The sequence below is a fragment of the Candidatus Krumholzibacteriia bacterium genome (genome assembly GCA_029865265.1).
In the GTDB taxonomy this organism is placed as follows: domain Bacteria; phylum Krumholzibacteriota; class Krumholzibacteriia; order WVZY01; family JAKEHA01; genus JAKEHA01.
In genome coordinates this window covers 15,114-30,004 of record JAOUHG010000025.1, presented here as the reverse complement: position 1 = coordinate 30,004, position 14,891 = coordinate 15,114, and the positions used below count along the sequence as shown (strand labels likewise).

The following is a 14,891-nucleotide window of genomic DNA, read 5'->3' as shown; positions in this document are numbered from 1 at the left end:
AGAAGCTGGAAATGTTCGAAGAAGCGGGCGCGCCTAGGCAACCGGGCACGCGGCCCGTATTCGCCGGGCAATTTCCACGAAAGCGCGCGACACCGGCGACCCGGGATCGCTGGAAACAATGGGGCGGCCCTCGTCTCCCACCTTGCGCAGATGGGGATCCAGTGGGAGTTCGCCGAGGAACTCAACCTTCAAGCGATCGCTGATTTCGCGGCCGCCGCCGTGGCTGAATATCTCGGTGCGTTCGTCGCAGTGCGGACACACGAAGTAACTCATGTTCTCCACGATACCGAGCACCGGGGCGCCCACCGAACGGTACATCTCGAGTCCCTTCTCGGCATCCACCAGCGCCAGCTCGGATGGCGTGGTGACGATGACCGCGCCGGTCAGCGGCACCGTCTGCACCAGCGTAAGCTGGGCATCACCGGTTCCGGGCGGCATGTCGATCATGAGGTAGTCCAGTTCTCCCCATTCCACGTCCTGGAGGAACTTCTTCACCACACCCATGACGATGGGGCCACGCCAGATGACCGGCTGGCCCTTCTCGGTCAGGAAGCCCAGCGACATCAGCTTGATGCCGTCCTTGACCACCGGCGCGATTTCCTTGACGCGGCCCTGGGTGGGCCGGTCGCTCGTCCCCATGAGCACGTGAATGCTGGGACCGTACACATCGGCGTCCATGAGACCGACCCGCGCACCGCCCTGCGCCAGCGCCAGCGCGAGATTTACGCACACGGTGGACTTGCCCACACCGCCCTTGGCCGATGAAACCGCCACGATGTTGCGCACGCCCTCCAGCGGGGCCTGACCGTCGAACGGATTCGCGCCCGGTACCGGGCCCGGTCCGCCCGCGGGACGCGCGGGGCCGGCCGCCGCCCCCAGGCGGGGCCTGGCGCCCTTGGTCATGATGATGACTTCGCGCACGCCGCCCAGTTTCTTGACCTCCAGGCGGCAGTCCGCCTCCACCCGCTGTTTCACCTGCGCGTCGTCCACCGGGAGATTGAGCGAGAGCACCACGGTGTCGCCGCGTACGTCGATGCGTTCCACCCGCTTCTGGGACACGATGCTGCCGACGCCGTACACATCGGTTACGGCTTCGAGCGCGGATTGTATGGTGGTGTGATCGAGCATGTGGGTGGTGCAGCGAAGCCGCCTCAATATACGCGTTCCGGCGCCGCGGCGCAACCGGCCGGATGAATGCACTTGGCGGGCCGCCCGCAAAACGCGATAATTCCCGGGCAGGCCAGCACCCCAGCGCACAGACCCCCGTTTCTTCACCCGGAAAGGACCCTCCATGGACATCCTGCGTGCCCTCATGCTGGTGCTTGCGGTCGCCGCCACGCTCAATGCCGGCAACAGTTCATCCGCCTCGGCCGAAACACCGTCGCCCGCCACCCGGTTTGACTTCTGGATCGGAAATTGGGAACTTAGCTCGGCCGGAAAGGCGGCCGGAACCAACACCATCACCCGGGAGTACGACGGAGCAGTCATCATGGAGCGCTTCGTCGGAACCGGCGACTCCCAGCTCAAGGGGATGAGCGTGTCCGTGTTCAACAAGAACACCGGTAAGTGGCATCAGACCTGGGTGGACAACCAGGGCAGCTACCTGGACTTCACCGGAGGCTTCGCCGACGGCAAGATGATCCTGTCGCGCAAAGCCACCATCCAGGGCAAGGAAGCCCTGCAGCGCATGGTGTGGTTCAACATCACGCCCGACTCCTTCGACTGGAGCTGGGAGCGGTCCGATGACGACGGCGCCACATGGACCGTGTTGTGGCCGCTGCACTACGAACGAAAGAAGCAATAAGCAGAAAGGAACAATGATCGACATGGCTGCAAGAAAACTCATTGCCGTGGTGGGAGCGACCGGTGCGCAGGGCGGCGCCCTGGCGCGCGCCATCCTGGGCGACCCGCAGGGCGGCTTTTCGGTACGCGCCCTCACCCGCAAGCCGGATTCTGAACCCGCCCAAGCGCTGCGCAAGCTCGGCGCCGAGGTGGTGGCCGCCGATCTCGACGACACGAAGTCCATCGAGAAGGCCTTCGCGGGCTGCTACGGAGCGTTCTGCGTCACCAACTTCTGGGAGCATTTCTCACCCGAGAAGGAGCTGGCGCAAGCAAAGAACATGGCCGACGCGGCGCGCGCGGCGGGCCTGAAGCACGTGGTGTGGTCGACGCTGGAGGACACCCGCAAGTGGGTGAAGCTCGAGGACGACCGCATGCCCACGCTCATGGGCAAGTACAAGGTGCCGCACCTCGACGCCAAGGGCGAGGCGGACCGCTTCTTCCTGGAGAGCGGCGTGCCGGCGACCTGCCTGCAGACGTCTTTCTACTGGGACAACCTGATCGCCTTCGGGATGGCGCCGCAGAAGGGGCCCGATGGGCGCTACGCCATCACGCTGCCCATGGACGACAAGAAGCTCCCGGGCATTGCCGCGGAGGACATTGGCAAGTGCGCCTACGGGATCTTCAAGAAGGGCTCGGCGCTGGCGGGCAAGACGGTCGGTATCGCCGGCGAGCACCTCACCGGAACGCAGATGGCGCAGGCGCTCTCGAAGGCGCTGGGCAAGGACGTCTTCTACAACATGGTGACACCGGAGGCGTACCGCGGGCTCGGTTTCCCGGGCGCCGACGACCTGGGCAACATGTTCCAGTTCAAGCGCGACTTCGAGGCGGACTTCTGCGGCGCGCGCGACCTGGGTTTCTCCCGTTCGCTCAACCCGGAGCTGCAGACGTTCGAGGCATGGCTCGCGCGCAACAAGGAGCGCATCCCCATCGAGTAGGGGGAACAGCGCGGTTGATACCGCTCCGACGCGATTTCCGCAGCGCGATTTCAAATGTTTCGCGCGAGGACCATGAGCGGAGGAGCGGTATCGGCCGCGCGTGACGCCCCCACCGCACCGGGTTGACGGCCGTTGCGGAATGGCGGATAGTCATGTCCCCATGAAGAGCCATTCGCTGACCCGGTTTGCGTGGGTTTCCATCGGTGCGGCCATCGCCACGATGGCACTCAAGGCGTTCTCCTACATCATCACCGGGTCGGTGGGCTTTCTGTCCGACGCCGCCGAGTCGCTGGTCAACCTGGCGGGCGGGGTGATGGCACTGGCCATGCTGTCCATTGCGGCGCGCCCCGCCGACGACCACCACGCGTACGGCCATTCCAAGGCCGAGTATTTTGCGAGCACTGTCGAAGGCCTTTTGATTCTGGTGGCCGCCGCCGGCATCGGTTCCGCCGCGGTGCACCGGTTGCTCTCCCCGCAACCCCTGGAACAGGTGCGCATGGGCATCGCGGTGTCGGCCGTGGCCGCCATCGTGAATCTCGGCGCGGGATGGTTGCTGCTGCGCGCCGGACGGCGCCACGGCTCCGTCACCCTGGAGGCGAACGCGCGTCACCTGTTTACCGACGTGTGGACTTCCGCGGGGGTAATTGTGGGTGTGGCCGCGGTCACCCTGACCGGCTGGCAGCGGCTGGACCCGGTCATCGCGCTGGCGGTGGCGGTCAACATCGTATGGACGGGCGCGCGGATCCTGCAGGGCTCGGTGCTCGGCTTCATGGACACGGCGCTGCCGGAGGAAGAGCAGGCGGCCATTCGGGGCGTCCTCGATAGCTACGCGGGCCAGGGCATCCACTACCACGCGCTGCGCACGCGCCGCGCCGGGCAGCGCCGCTTCGTATCGGTGCACGTGCTGGTTCCGGGCGAGTGGACGGTGCAGCGCGGGCACCAACTCACCGAACAGATCGAGAATGACCTCCGCGCCGCGCTGCCCAACGTGGCCCCACTCACCCACCTCGAATCGCTCAACGACCCCGCCTCGTGGCGCGACATCAGCATCGATCGTTCGTAAAGACACGCCTGCGGTGCGCACGATACCGATCCGACGCGATTTCCGCAGCGCGATTTCAAATTTTTCGCGCGAGGACCATGAGCGGAGGAGCGGTATCGCGCGCGCCGCGCGAGCAAGTCAGCGTGGACGCGGGTCGGGGGCGGCGGGGCGGATGAGGGCGAGGCTGGCGGTGTGGCCGTGCAGGAAGTTCTTGCCGCCGATGGGGCCAATCTCGCCCGCGCAGAAGAACCCCGCCAGGTCGAGACCCGAGAAGAAGCCGCGTATGGCGTTGATGTCGCCATCCGGCTCCTCGTAGAGGCGCGTACCGCGGCCGTTGCAGGAGAAGAGAAAGGCACCGCTTGGCTCGCCGAAGAGCGCGTGCGGTGAGAGCATCATTTCCAGATCTTCGCGCGCCGTGTCCGCGTCGCGCAGGTGGAACTGCACGCGCTCGCCCGCGTCGATCACGTCGCTGACCGCAATGGCGCCGGTGCGGCTGTCGACACCCAGCACACCGCGGATCAGGAAGTCGCCCCGCCCCAGCGATTCCTTGCCGGAGTCGATGGCGCGCCCGATGAAGAGGCCGTTGCGCAGCAGGTCGCGGTCTTCGTCATCCATCTCGTCCAGCATGGACTGGATGCGTAACAGCGGCGACTCGCCACCCAGCGAGTCGATGACGTTGTTCTTGGATTCGGTCACCTCGAACACCGGCCCCACCGGCCGGCAACCCTGCGACACGATGATATCCGCCTGAATCGGCCCCACGAACGACACCCCCACCAGTCCCTCGCGGATGACGCGGTCGTTGACCATGAGCACGGTTTCGCCCGGCTGGCGCGCGCCACTCGCCATGCCACCGATGATGGGGACATTCTCGTATTCCTGGTTGAACGCGTTGAGCACCCCATCCATGGGCGCGCTGAACGGATCCGCCAGCATCACCAGAAAGCGCGTGTCCACCGGTGGCGCGTAGTGCTTGCGCAGCAGCGGCGGATTGAGCGCGACGTTGATCAGCGCGGCCTTGGGGATGTCGAAGGGCATCACGTCGACTCCGGGCAGCAGTGCAGCCACCACCGCCACCGCGGGCTGGTCCTCGATTTCGTGCGCGGGCCCGATGACCCCCTCACCCGTGCATCCCAGCATGACACGCGCGCCGATGGCGCTCTTGAGGTTCGACACCAGGTCCTCGGCACGGGAGGCGAAGTGCGACGACGGAAACACCAGGGCGAAATCGGCGTGCTCGCCCAGGCGATCCAGCACGGCTTTCGAGATATCGCGCAGGATCTCGTCGATATCTTCGCCGGTCACCGAAAGGGAGACGAATTTCATCTGCATGTCACCGACTATAGCTGGCGATGGTGCCGTTGTCACCGGCCACGAACACGTTGCTGGCGCCGCTCCCGTAGACGGCGCGAACGTAGGTGGGCAGATTCTGGAGGTCCCACACCCGCGTCCACTCCCCATTGCTGCCCGTGAGCAGCGATGCGGCGTCACCGCACGCGAACCCGCTGGTGGCGTTGGCCCGCCACACCGACAGGACGTCGTGGATCGGCTCTTCGAAGGTCGGTGTCCACGCGGTCCCGTCCCAGTGGAAGATGTAACCGCCCGCGTGCAGGCCGTCCGGACCGGCACCGGCGATGCCGAGGTACTCGGTGGCGATATCGATGTCATCGGGCCCGGTGCCGTGGATGTCGTGGAAGATGTGGGTCTGCCCCGGCGACACCGGCACCAGCTTCCATTGCAGGCCCGTCCAGTGGAGTGCGAGCGACGCGCCCCCGACCACGTAGAAGTCGTCCTCGCCCAGACCCCACGCACCCAGCAGCAATTCGCTGCGGCCGGTGGGAATCTCCGCCCAGGCCGCACCGTCGAAGCGGATAACGTGACCGAGCACCCCCACCGCAATCGCGAAGTCCGTCCCGTTGGCCCACACCCCGTAGAGGTCCAGGCCGTAGGGCGAGGGAACCGGCACCCAGGCGGTGCCGTCGAAACGCAGCGCCGCTCCTCCGTCACCCACCGCGAACACATTACTCGCCGACGTGCCGCATACCGCGCGCAGATTCTGGGACGTGCCCGAATCCATCACCGTCAACCTGCCGTTCTTGAAATGCAGGATATTGCCGAGATCACCGGCGGCAAATGCCTCACCATTGGGCGCCACCCACACGCCGTGAAAGTCGACCGAGAGCCCCCCCGCGTATGCCTCCCACTCCCCGCCCACCACGCGGTGCAGGGTTCCGGCCTCTCCCACAGCGGCTACCTCGCCGCCCACGGCAATCACCCCCGTATACGCCTGCAGACTGTTGGTCACCATGGGCGTCCAGGCGACCCCGTCCCAATGACTCGCGACACCGTTGAGACCCACCGCGTAGGCATCTCCCGCACCGGCGCCGGTAATCGCGTTGAAGTGCCGGCCGGCGGCGTCATTGATGGCCGTCCACGCCGTACCGTCGAAACGCACCGCGGCACCGTTGCCACCCACGGCAATGACATCGTTCGGACCGCTGCCCCACAGCGCGTGCAGCGCGAAGGTGGCGGTGGTGGTGATCTCCTCCCAGGTGGCGCCGTCGTAGTGGAGCAGCTTGGTCCCGATCCCGGTGGCGTACACGTCGTTCGGACCGCTGCCCCACACCGCGTCCAAATTCTGGTCACCCAGGGGAACGGTCATCGGCGTCCAGCCGGAACCATCGTAGTGCAGAATGGTGCGCCGCTGTCCGACCACGAAGACGTTGCTGGCGGAACTTCCCCACACCGCGGTGAGGAAGTTGCTCGTGCCGCTGTTCTCCCCGGTCCACGCGGTTCCGTCGTAGCGCAGGATGGTCCCGTCGAAACCAACCGCGATCACGTCGCCGGCCGAACTTCCCCACACCCCGTTGAGCACGTTGTCGGTGGGCGTGGTGGTCCGGGTCCAGCGGGCTCCATCGTAGCGCAGCACCACACCCCCCGTCCCCACCGCGAACAGGTTGTCCGAGGAGGGTCCCCACACCCCGCGCAGCGAGGCGCCCTCCGCCACCGGATTGACCCAGCGCCAGCTTGCGGGCTGGACGGGCGGATCCACGGGCGTCGCGCCATCGTCTCCGCCCGAACACGCGGCGAGCAGGCACACCGCCGCGAGCGCCAGGGCGGCACGCATCGCCGCCGGAATATTCGCAAATTGGATCAGCACGGGAATTACCGCGTGGGGGCGGCGTCCTTAAAGGTACAACGGGAGCCGGGTGGTGCGCAACGCGCGCGTGTCAGGCCGATTCCGGCGAGGGCGCCGGCGCCGTGGGGCGCCGCCGCACGCGCGCCGTGAGCCAGAGGAAGAAGCGGCGCACCGTCCACCGCAGCCGGATGCTGGTCGTGTACACCACCGGCCCCATGAACAGCAGCAGCAGCGTGCTCGACGCAAGCCCGCCAATGGTGGCGAGTGCCAGGTTCTCCCAGATATCCTTGTCCGGCGTGTCATTCATGTGTACCAGCAGCGGCGCGAGTCCCACGATGGTGGTTCCGCTGGTGAGCAGGATGGAGCGCATGCGCACGCGCGTGCCACGCGCCACCGCGCGCTTGAGCAGCGAGACCCGCTCCTCCTTCGGAAGAACCCACAGGTCGCTCCCGCCCAGGGCCTTGCGCAACGGTGGAAACAGCGATGCACGCGTCTCCGGGTCGCCGCCCAGCTTCGACTTGAGCACCAGCGTGGCCTCGGTGCGGTAGCGCGACACCAACAGGATGGCGTTGTTCACAGCGACACCGAAGAGCAGCACCAGCCCGATGCGCGCGGAGGAATCGAACACCGAGTGCGTCAGCCAGAAGATCACGAACACACCCACCAGCGACATGGGGATGGAGAGCAGAATGAGAAGGGGCAGGGCGAGACTCTCGGTGAGTGCGGCCAGCACGATGAAGATGAACGCGATCGACATCCACACCGCGAGCCCGATCTCCTCCTCCTCTTCCTGGGTGAGGAACTCCTGGCGCGCCTCCTCGGCCTTGTACCCGTAGGGGAGCTCGATGCCGGCCAGCACGTCCTTGATGTAGTTCTGGCGCATCTGGTCGGTGCCCAGGTACTCCCAGTTCACATGCGTGGTGTACTTCTGATTCTCACGGGATATCGAGCGCGACACCTCCCGCCGCTCAATCTCGATGAGGTCTCCCAGACGCACCTGCTCACCCGCCTGGTTGCGCACCACCAGATCCGCGATGTTCGTGTAGGAAATGTCCTCGGCGTCGGCGAAGGACAGCTGGACGCGCTCCTGCTCCTGCTCGATCAGCATCGTCCAGGGAATATCCACACCCAGCATACGGCGGATCTGCGCCGCCAGCTCGACCACGGTGAGATTGTGCGCGGCGAGCGCCTCGCGCCTGATCTTGATGACCATCTCCTCCTGGCGGATGCGCTCGAACTGCGCCCCGGTGGTCACACGTGCGTTGCGCACGCGCCGGTTGCGCTCGATCCGCGCCAGGGTGCCCTCCGCGATCTCGCTCAGCCGCTTGGAGTTGTAGCCGGTGATCTTTACCAGAGAGTTGAGCGCCGACCCGCCGAAGGCACCCTTGAAATACGGGCGGTCCGAGAAACCGCGGATGAAGACGCTGGACCCGCCGGTGGCGTCGGCCCTGGCGATGAGCAGTTCGCGCCAGTAGAACGGCAACGGCGTCTCGCGCTGGTCGTCGTCGAACTCGATCCGGATGATGGCCTGGTTGCCGAAGGCGCGCGAACTCATGCGCACACCCTCCGGCACCGGGGTCAGTTCATTCTCGAACGCACGCAGTGTTTCCGAGGTAAGTTCGAGGTCGGTGCCCGATGGCATCTCCAGGTAGAGAAACAGCTCTTCCTGCTCCGGGAAACGCCAGAAGCCGCCCTTGTTCACCTTGTTGTCGTACACCCACCACGCGCCCGCAAAGATGGCCAGCGACAGGGGCACCACCAGCCACCACGCCCGCTGCAGAAACGCATAGCCGCGGTCGATGCGCCGCACGCGATCCTCGTGGGCGGGCGCCTCGGCCACCAACACATCCAGTTCTCCCGCGTCCACCACGTCGCGGGGCCCGTCGGAGAGCTTCGCCACCATCGGCTTCGCCCAGATGTGGTGCAGGATCATCGGCACCCACCCGAAGGCGACGAACAGCGAGGCAATCAGCGCGGTGGTCACCGAGATGGCGAGCGGGACGTAGTAGAGCGCGAGGCGTCCGGAGAGAAACACGAACGACGCAAACACCACCACCGTGGTGGCGGTGGTGGCCAGCGCGGGCTGCATGATATCGCGCGCACCGTCCAGGATGGCGTGGTAGGCCACCTCCAGCTTGGCGCGCCGCGAAAGCCCCAGCTCCTCGGCCCGGTCCAGCGCCTCCAGCCGGCGGTGGATTGCGTCGAGCACCAGGATGCTGTTGTCCACGATCATGCCGAAGCACACGGCGAGGCCGCTGATGGTGATGAAGTTCACCGAGATGCGCAGGAAGTAGAACATCGACAGCGAAATCAGCGTGGCAAAGACGATGGAAGCGGTGACGATGGCGGTCAGCTGCAGGCGCCGCACCGAGATGATGAGCATGATGAAGAGAATGCCCAGGATGGCGAAGGAGCGGTAGATGAGGTCGCGCAGCTTGTCCTCGAGGTCCTTGCCCTGGTCCTCGTCGATGTGGAAGGCGAGCTGGGCGGGGACGTTGGCCTCGATGCCGGGCAGGGCCTTGCGCAGGTCGCGGCTCACCCCCACCGTGTTGGCCCCGCTGCGCTTGTCCACCGACACCTGCACCACGTTCTGACCGTTGGCGCGCACGTAGTACACCGGGTCCTCGAAGTCGGCGCGCACCTCGCCCACCATGGTGAGGGTGAACGTCTGTCCCCCGCGCCGCGCCACCACCGCGTCGCGCATGCTCGCGATACTCACCGGCCGCCGCAGCGCGACCAGGCGTTCCAGTCCGCGTTCCAGCACCACCCCCGCCCCCTCGAACTCATCCAGCCGGTTGAGTGCGGCGAACACCTCGTCGGCGCGGATGCCGTAGAGATCGAGCAGCCGGCGGTCGAGCACGATCTTGACCAGCGGTCGCGCACCGCCCAGCACCTCGGCGTCGGCCACGCCGGGAACCCCCAGCACCTGCGGGATCACCCACGTCTCCGCCAGCTCGCGCAGCTCGTTGGGTGACAGCGGGCTTTCCAGCGAGAAGGTAAAAAAATCCTCGGTGCGGAACTCCTCGGGCACGAAGGGGATGATCTGCGGCTGCAGTGCACCCAGCGGCAGGTTGCGGCGCACGTCGCCCAGTTGTTCGTTCAGATCGAGGCGCGCGAAATCGATGTTGGTGCTGCGGCGGAACGAAATGGTAACGGTGGAGTTTCCCGCGCGGCTCTGCGACTCGATCTTCTCCACGCCGTGCACGTCCTGCACCGCCTCCTCCACGGGAATGGTGATGGCGCGCTGCACCGCCTGCGGGGACGCGCCGTTCCACGACGTGGATACGGTGAGGGTGGGAAGATTGACATCGGGGACGGCCTCGATCTTCAGGCGCGGAATCGAGTATGCACCCAGCACCACGAAGGAGACGAAGATCATCCACGTGGTGACGGGGAAGCGCACGCAGAAACGGGTCATGCGTCCGGCCTCCGCACTCGGTGCGCCAGCATGTAGAGCACCGGGGTGTAGAACAGCGTAAGCGAGGTGGTGAGCGCGAGGCCGCCGATGATGGTGACCGCCAGCGGCCGCTGCAACTGCTCGCCGCCGCCGAGCCCGATGGCCATGGGCAGCATGGCCAGCATGGTGGTGAGGCTGGTCATGAGGATGGGCCGGAAGCGCAGGCGGCTGGCCTCCACGATGGCCTGGAACGCCTCCACGCCGTCGGCGCGCAGGCGCCGGATGGTGTCGGTCTTGACGATGGCGTCGTTCACGGCGATGCCCAGCAGCGCGATCATGCCGATGAGCGAGAGGATGTTGATGGTGTTGCCGGTAATGGCGATCGCAACCATCGCCCCCGCGATGCCAATGGGCAGGGTGATCGCGATGAGCAGCGGGTCCACGAACGATTCGAACTGCGCCGCGAGAATCATGTACACCAGCGCCACCGACAACAGCATCGCCCACATGAGGTCGCGGAAGCTGCTCTGGATCTCGGCGCGCTCGCCGCCCTCCACGATGCGGACACTGGGCGGCAGATCCAGGGTTGCGATGGCCGCTGACGCCTCTTCCCATGCCGCGGTGACGTCGCCGCCGCGCGCCTCGCCGGCAATGGTGACCATGCGGCGCTGGTTGCGGCGCGTCAGTTCGCGTACCGGACGCTCCTCGCTCAGTGATACGAAACGACGCAGCGGAACCGAACTCTGTTCCGAAACCGCGACCGGCGAGGCCAGCACCCCGGAGAGATCCTCGCGCTCACCGCGCGGAAACCGCACCGCGATGTCGATGCGCTTCTCCACCTCGTTGAACGTGGTCGCCTCCACGCCCGCAATCCGGTTGCGTACGTCGCGGGCGATGGCGTCGGGGTCCAGGCCGGCGCGCAGGATTTCCTCGGTGTCCAGGCGAACCACCACGTTGGGCGTGCCCAGTACGCGATCGGTCTGCAAACCCGCCAGCCGGTGCGCGTCGGCCAGCGCCACCACGATCTCCCCCGCCACCGCCACCGCCTCCTCCGGCTCATCCGCGACCACGCCGAGGCTGAACTGGGACTCCTCGCTGGACAATATTTCGGCCAGGCCGACGCCTTCGGGGCGGAAGGAATAGCGAACCCCCTCGAGCGAATCGAGCCGCGCTTCGGCGGCGGCCTGCAACAGTTCGGACGCGTGGTGCGAACCACGCCCCGGTTGCATGATCACGCGCAGGCGGGCGGTGTTGGGCGCGGTGTAGTCCTTCATCGCCGCCAGCGTGCGCTCCGTGGTTCCGGCCTGGGTGAACACCTGCGCCACGCCGGGCTGGTCCGCCACCCACCCGGCCAGGCGTCCCGCGGCGGCCACGGTTTCTTCCAGTGGCGTTCCGGTGGGAAGTTCCACATCGATGCGCAGGTCCCCGGACGCGCGCTCGGGCATCAGGGTGCGCCGCAGTTGCGACCCCGCCACACCCGCGATCGCGAGACCCACCACCAGCAGCAGCACCATCAACCGCGGACGGCGCAACGCGGCTTCGAGGCGTGCGTGATAGACGCCATACATGGACTGGAACATGCGGTCGAAGAGCCGGAAGGGCCCGCGCGGGCCACTGAGGTTGAGTTTCAACACGCGCGCCGACAGCATCGGCTGCAACAGCAGCGCGGTCGCAATGGAGATGATGAGCGCGAAGGTGACGGTGAGCGCCTGGTCGCGAAAGAACGCCCCCGCGATTCCCGGCACGTACACCACCGGAAAGAACACTGCAATGGTGGTCAGGGTGGAGGCGACGATGGCGTTGGCCATTTCGCGCGCGCCGGTGCTCGCGCAGTCGGCCACCGCGCGCCGGGTTTCGATGGAGGCGGGATCCGGCGGCCGGGCCTTGAAACGGGTCTCGAGGTGGCGGTTGATGTTCTCCATCACCACGATGGCGTTGTCCACCAGCATGCCGGCCGCCAGCGACAGACCGCCCAGGCTCATGAGGTTCAGCTTCACCTTGCCGAAGTACAGCAGCGCGAAGGTCACCGTGAGCGCCACCGGAATGGACAGCCCCACCACGATGGGGGCGCGAATATTGTTCAGAAAGAAGAACAACACGCCGAAGGCGAGCACCGCTCCCAGCAGCAGCGACTGCACCAGGCCGGTGAACGACGAACGCACGTAGTCCGCGTCCCGGTAAACGAACGTATACGCGAAGTCCTCATAGTCGTCGTCCAGCACGCCCAGCGCGCGGTCCACCTCGGACGTGACGCGGATGGTATTGGCCTCGGGCTCCTTGTAGATGAGCAACGACACCACCGGTTCATCGCCGAGCAGCGTGGCGCCTTCGGGTTGCTTGGTTGTGTCGATGACGCGCGCCACGTCCGCCACCCGCAACGGCGACTGGCCGGAACGCACGATGTCGGTGGCGGCGATCTCGTCGATGGTGCCGTATTCCCCGTCGATACGCAGGCTCATCTGCAGCGGCCCCTGCTTGATGCGCCCGCCCGGAAACGACACGTTGCTGCGCACCAGCGCCGACTGGATCTGCTCCACGCTGATGCCGTAGATGGCCATCTTGTGCGCATCGGGCTCCACCAGCACTTCGCGCTCCAGTCCGCCCACCACCTCCGCCTTGCTGATCCCTTCCACCTGCTGCAACGCGGGCTTCACCACCTCCTCGGCGAACTCGGTGAGTTCGGCCATGGGCGCGTTGCCGCGCAGCGCCAGAATGCTGATGGGGCGCGAAGTGGGATCCCAGCGCAGGATGACGGGGCGCTCCGCGGCCTCCGGAAAGTCCTCGCGAAACGCCACCCGGTCCACCGCCTCGCGCAGGTGCAGGTTGGCGAAATCCATCTGCGTCCCCCACTCGTACTCGATGGTGATCATGGAGACGCCCTCGCGCGTGCGCGACACCACGCGGCGCACACCGGTGAGCGCGGTGACGACCTCTTCCAGCGGCTGCGTGACCAGCCGTTCCAGGTCCTCGGCGGGCAGGTCCTCGTAGGTGGTGACGACGGTGAGACGCGGGTAGGTGATGGACGGGAGCAGGTCGACCGGTATCTTGCGGAAGCTGACCACGCCGACCAGCATCAGCGCGAGGAACAGCATGCTGGTCGCGACCGGCCGGTGGATGGCAAAACGGATCATCTATTCACCCTGGCCGGACTGGAGCCATGGATCGGTAAGCGGCAGCGTCCGTCGCACTTTGATCTTCGCGTCATGCGCAAGGGTGAGATGGTCGGACACCACCACGCGGTCCCCGGGGTCCAGCGTGCCGCCCTGCAACACGCTCCTGATCTCGATCAGGTGATCGTTGTTCTCGCCCACGTCCACGTACAGCCACTTGGCGCGGTCACCCTCCACCTTGAACAGAAGCGGCCGGTCGTCGCGGAAGAGGATTGCCTCGCGCGGCACCAGCAGCCGGTCGTCGAAGCGCTCGCCCGCGATGAGCGAGCGCGCAAACATGCCGGGGCGCAGGCGACCGTCCTCGTTCTTGACGCGCAACAGAACCTGGCAGGTGCGCGTGGCGCGGTCGAACTGCGGGCTCACCACGTCCACGGTGACCTTGAAGGTGTCGCCCAGCGCGGGCACGGCCAGCAGCGCAAACCCGCCGGGCGCGATCTTGCCCACATCCGCCTCCAGCACGCCCACCTCAGCCTCGATGTTCACGTTGTCCACCAGCGTGCAGATGGTCTGGTTGAGCATGATCTGCTCGCCGGCGGTCAGGGTGAGTCCGGATACGATGCCGTCGAACGGTGCCCGGATCTCCGTGCGCTCGAGATTGAGCCGGGCGCGCTCCAGGTCCGCACGCGCCACCGATACGCCACTGCGCGCGGCCGCAATCTCGCCACGGAACTTCCCGTCCTTGAGCGCACGAATGTCCATGGCGATCTCGCGCGCCAGCCGCTCGTCGCGGGTGATCTTGCCCGTGCGTTCCAGGCGTTCGAGATCGGCGAACTCATCGCGGGTGGCCTGGGCGCTCTCCACCAGGGCGGAATCGATTTCGCTGTCCTCGATGGTCAGAAGACTGAGTGCCTGCAGGTAACGCGCACGCGACTCCTCCGCCGCCATCTCGTACTCGCGATCGTCCAGCTTGACGATCAGCTGGCCGCGCCGCACCGCCTGCCCCTCCTCGACCAGCACGCGAATCAGCTTGCCGGCCACTTCTGCATGGATCTCCGCGGAGTGCCGGGCGCGAATGTACCCCTCGGCCACCACCGGGCGGACGAGGTCGCCTCGCACAGCGCCGGAGGCGTTGACATTCACGGCGCGCTCGCGTTTGGGTTTGGCCGTGGAATCGGCTTCCGCCGTGCCGCCATTGCGCTGGCCGAAATTCTCCGCGTCTCCCTCCATGGAACCCTCCACCGCGGCCAGAGAGGTGGAATCGGTGCCGGTGGAATCGGTGTTTCCCGACGCGGCGTCCTTCTTGCCGCAACCGAAACCAAGCAGAACGGAGATGAAGAGCGGGATGAGCGCGCGGATAATCGCAGAATTCACGGGGCGTCTCCTGGATGGGTGACCAAGCGGCCGGCGCCGGCGACGGGAGTCGATG

The 14,891-nt window shown here is 66.5% G+C and carries 9 protein-coding genes; 3 read left to right on the top strand and 6 right to left on the bottom strand.

What is annotated here, in order from left to right:
• Nucleotides 1-33: 33 nt before the first annotated feature.
• Nucleotides 34-1,155: an Mrp/NBP35 family ATP-binding protein gene (locus tag OEX18_11160; GenBank protein ID MDH4337819.1), complete on the bottom strand. Its 1,122-nt coding sequence runs from the start codon at nt 1,153-1,155 to the stop codon at nt 34-36.
• Between the two features lie 136 nt (nt 1,156-1,291).
• Between OEX18_11160 and OEX18_11155 the strand changes: the two genes are divergently transcribed.
• From OEX18_11155 to OEX18_11145, 3 genes are all read left to right on the top strand, one after another.
• Nucleotides 1,292-1,804 (top strand): hypothetical protein, encoded by a 513-nt coding sequence (locus tag OEX18_11155; protein ID MDH4337818.1) that lies wholly within the window; start codon nt 1,292-1,294, stop codon nt 1,802-1,804.
• 22 nt (nt 1,805-1,826) lie between these two features.
• On the top strand, nt 1,827-2,777 hold the full coding sequence (locus tag OEX18_11150; GenBank protein MDH4337817.1) for an NmrA/HSCARG family protein: 951 nt from the start codon (nt 1,827-1,829) through the stop codon (nt 2,775-2,777).
• 160 nt (nt 2,778-2,937) lie between these two features.
• Nucleotides 2,938-3,840: a cation diffusion facilitator family transporter gene (locus tag OEX18_11145; protein ID MDH4337816.1), complete on the top strand. Its 903-nt coding sequence runs from the start codon at nt 2,938-2,940 to the stop codon at nt 3,838-3,840.
• Between the two features lie 117 nt (nt 3,841-3,957).
• Here OEX18_11145 and OEX18_11140 read toward each other — a convergent pair whose 3' ends face one another.
• The 5 genes from OEX18_11140 to OEX18_11120 all read right to left on the bottom strand — a co-directional run bounded on the left by OEX18_11140 (nt 3,958) and on the right by OEX18_11120 (nt 14,836).
• Complete coding sequence (locus OEX18_11140; GenBank protein MDH4337815.1) at nt 3,958-5,145, bottom strand: FIST C-terminal domain-containing protein; 1,188 nt, start codon at nt 5,143-5,145, stop codon at nt 3,958-3,960.
• A gap of 7 nt (nt 5,146-5,152) precedes the next feature.
• On the bottom strand, nt 5,153-6,979 hold the full coding sequence (locus OEX18_11135; protein MDH4337814.1) for a hypothetical protein: 1,827 nt from the start codon (nt 6,977-6,979) through the stop codon (nt 5,153-5,155).
• A 70-nt stretch (nt 6,980-7,049) separates the two neighbouring features.
• Nucleotides 7,050-10,376, bottom strand: coding sequence for an efflux RND transporter permease subunit (locus OEX18_11130; GenBank protein ID MDH4337813.1), 3,327 nt, complete (start codon nt 10,374-10,376; stop codon nt 7,050-7,052).
• Nucleotides 10,373-13,486, bottom strand: a complete 3,114-nt coding sequence (locus OEX18_11125) for an efflux RND transporter permease subunit (GenBank protein MDH4337812.1) — start codon at nt 13,484-13,486, stop codon at nt 10,373-10,375. Before OEX18_11125 ends, OEX18_11130 begins: the two co-directional genes overlap by 4 nt.
• The gene (locus OEX18_11120; protein ID MDH4337811.1) at nt 13,487-14,836 is read right to left on the bottom strand and encodes an efflux RND transporter periplasmic adaptor subunit; all 1,350 of its coding nucleotides are present in this window, start codon (nt 14,834-14,836) and stop codon (nt 13,487-13,489) included.
• Between the last annotated feature and the right edge of the window lie 55 nt (nt 14,837-14,891).

What these genes read in the sequence shown, in the direction of transcription:
- OEX18_11155 (MDH4337818.1), top strand. Translation starts at nt 1,292, where the DNA reads ATGGACATCCTGCGTGCCCTCATGCTGGTGCTTGCGGTCGCCGCCACG.
- OEX18_11150 (MDH4337817.1), top strand. Translation starts at nt 1,827, where the DNA reads ATGGCTGCAAGAAAACTCATTGCCGTGGTGGGAGCGACCGGTGCGCAG.
- OEX18_11145 (MDH4337816.1), top strand. Translation starts at nt 2,938, where the DNA reads ATGAAGAGCCATTCGCTGACCCGGTTTGCGTGGGTTTCCATCGGTGCG.
- OEX18_11140 (MDH4337815.1), bottom strand. Translation starts at nt 5,145, where the DNA reads ATGAAATTCGTCTCCCTTTCGGTGACCGGCGAAGATATCGACGAGATC.
- OEX18_11130 (MDH4337813.1), bottom strand. Translation starts at nt 10,376, where the DNA reads ATGACCCGTTTCTGCGTGCGCTTCCCCGTCACCACGTGGATGATCTTC.
- OEX18_11125 (MDH4337812.1), bottom strand. Translation starts at nt 13,486, where the DNA reads ATGATCCGTTTTGCCATCCACCGGCCGGTCGCGACCAGCATGCTGTTC.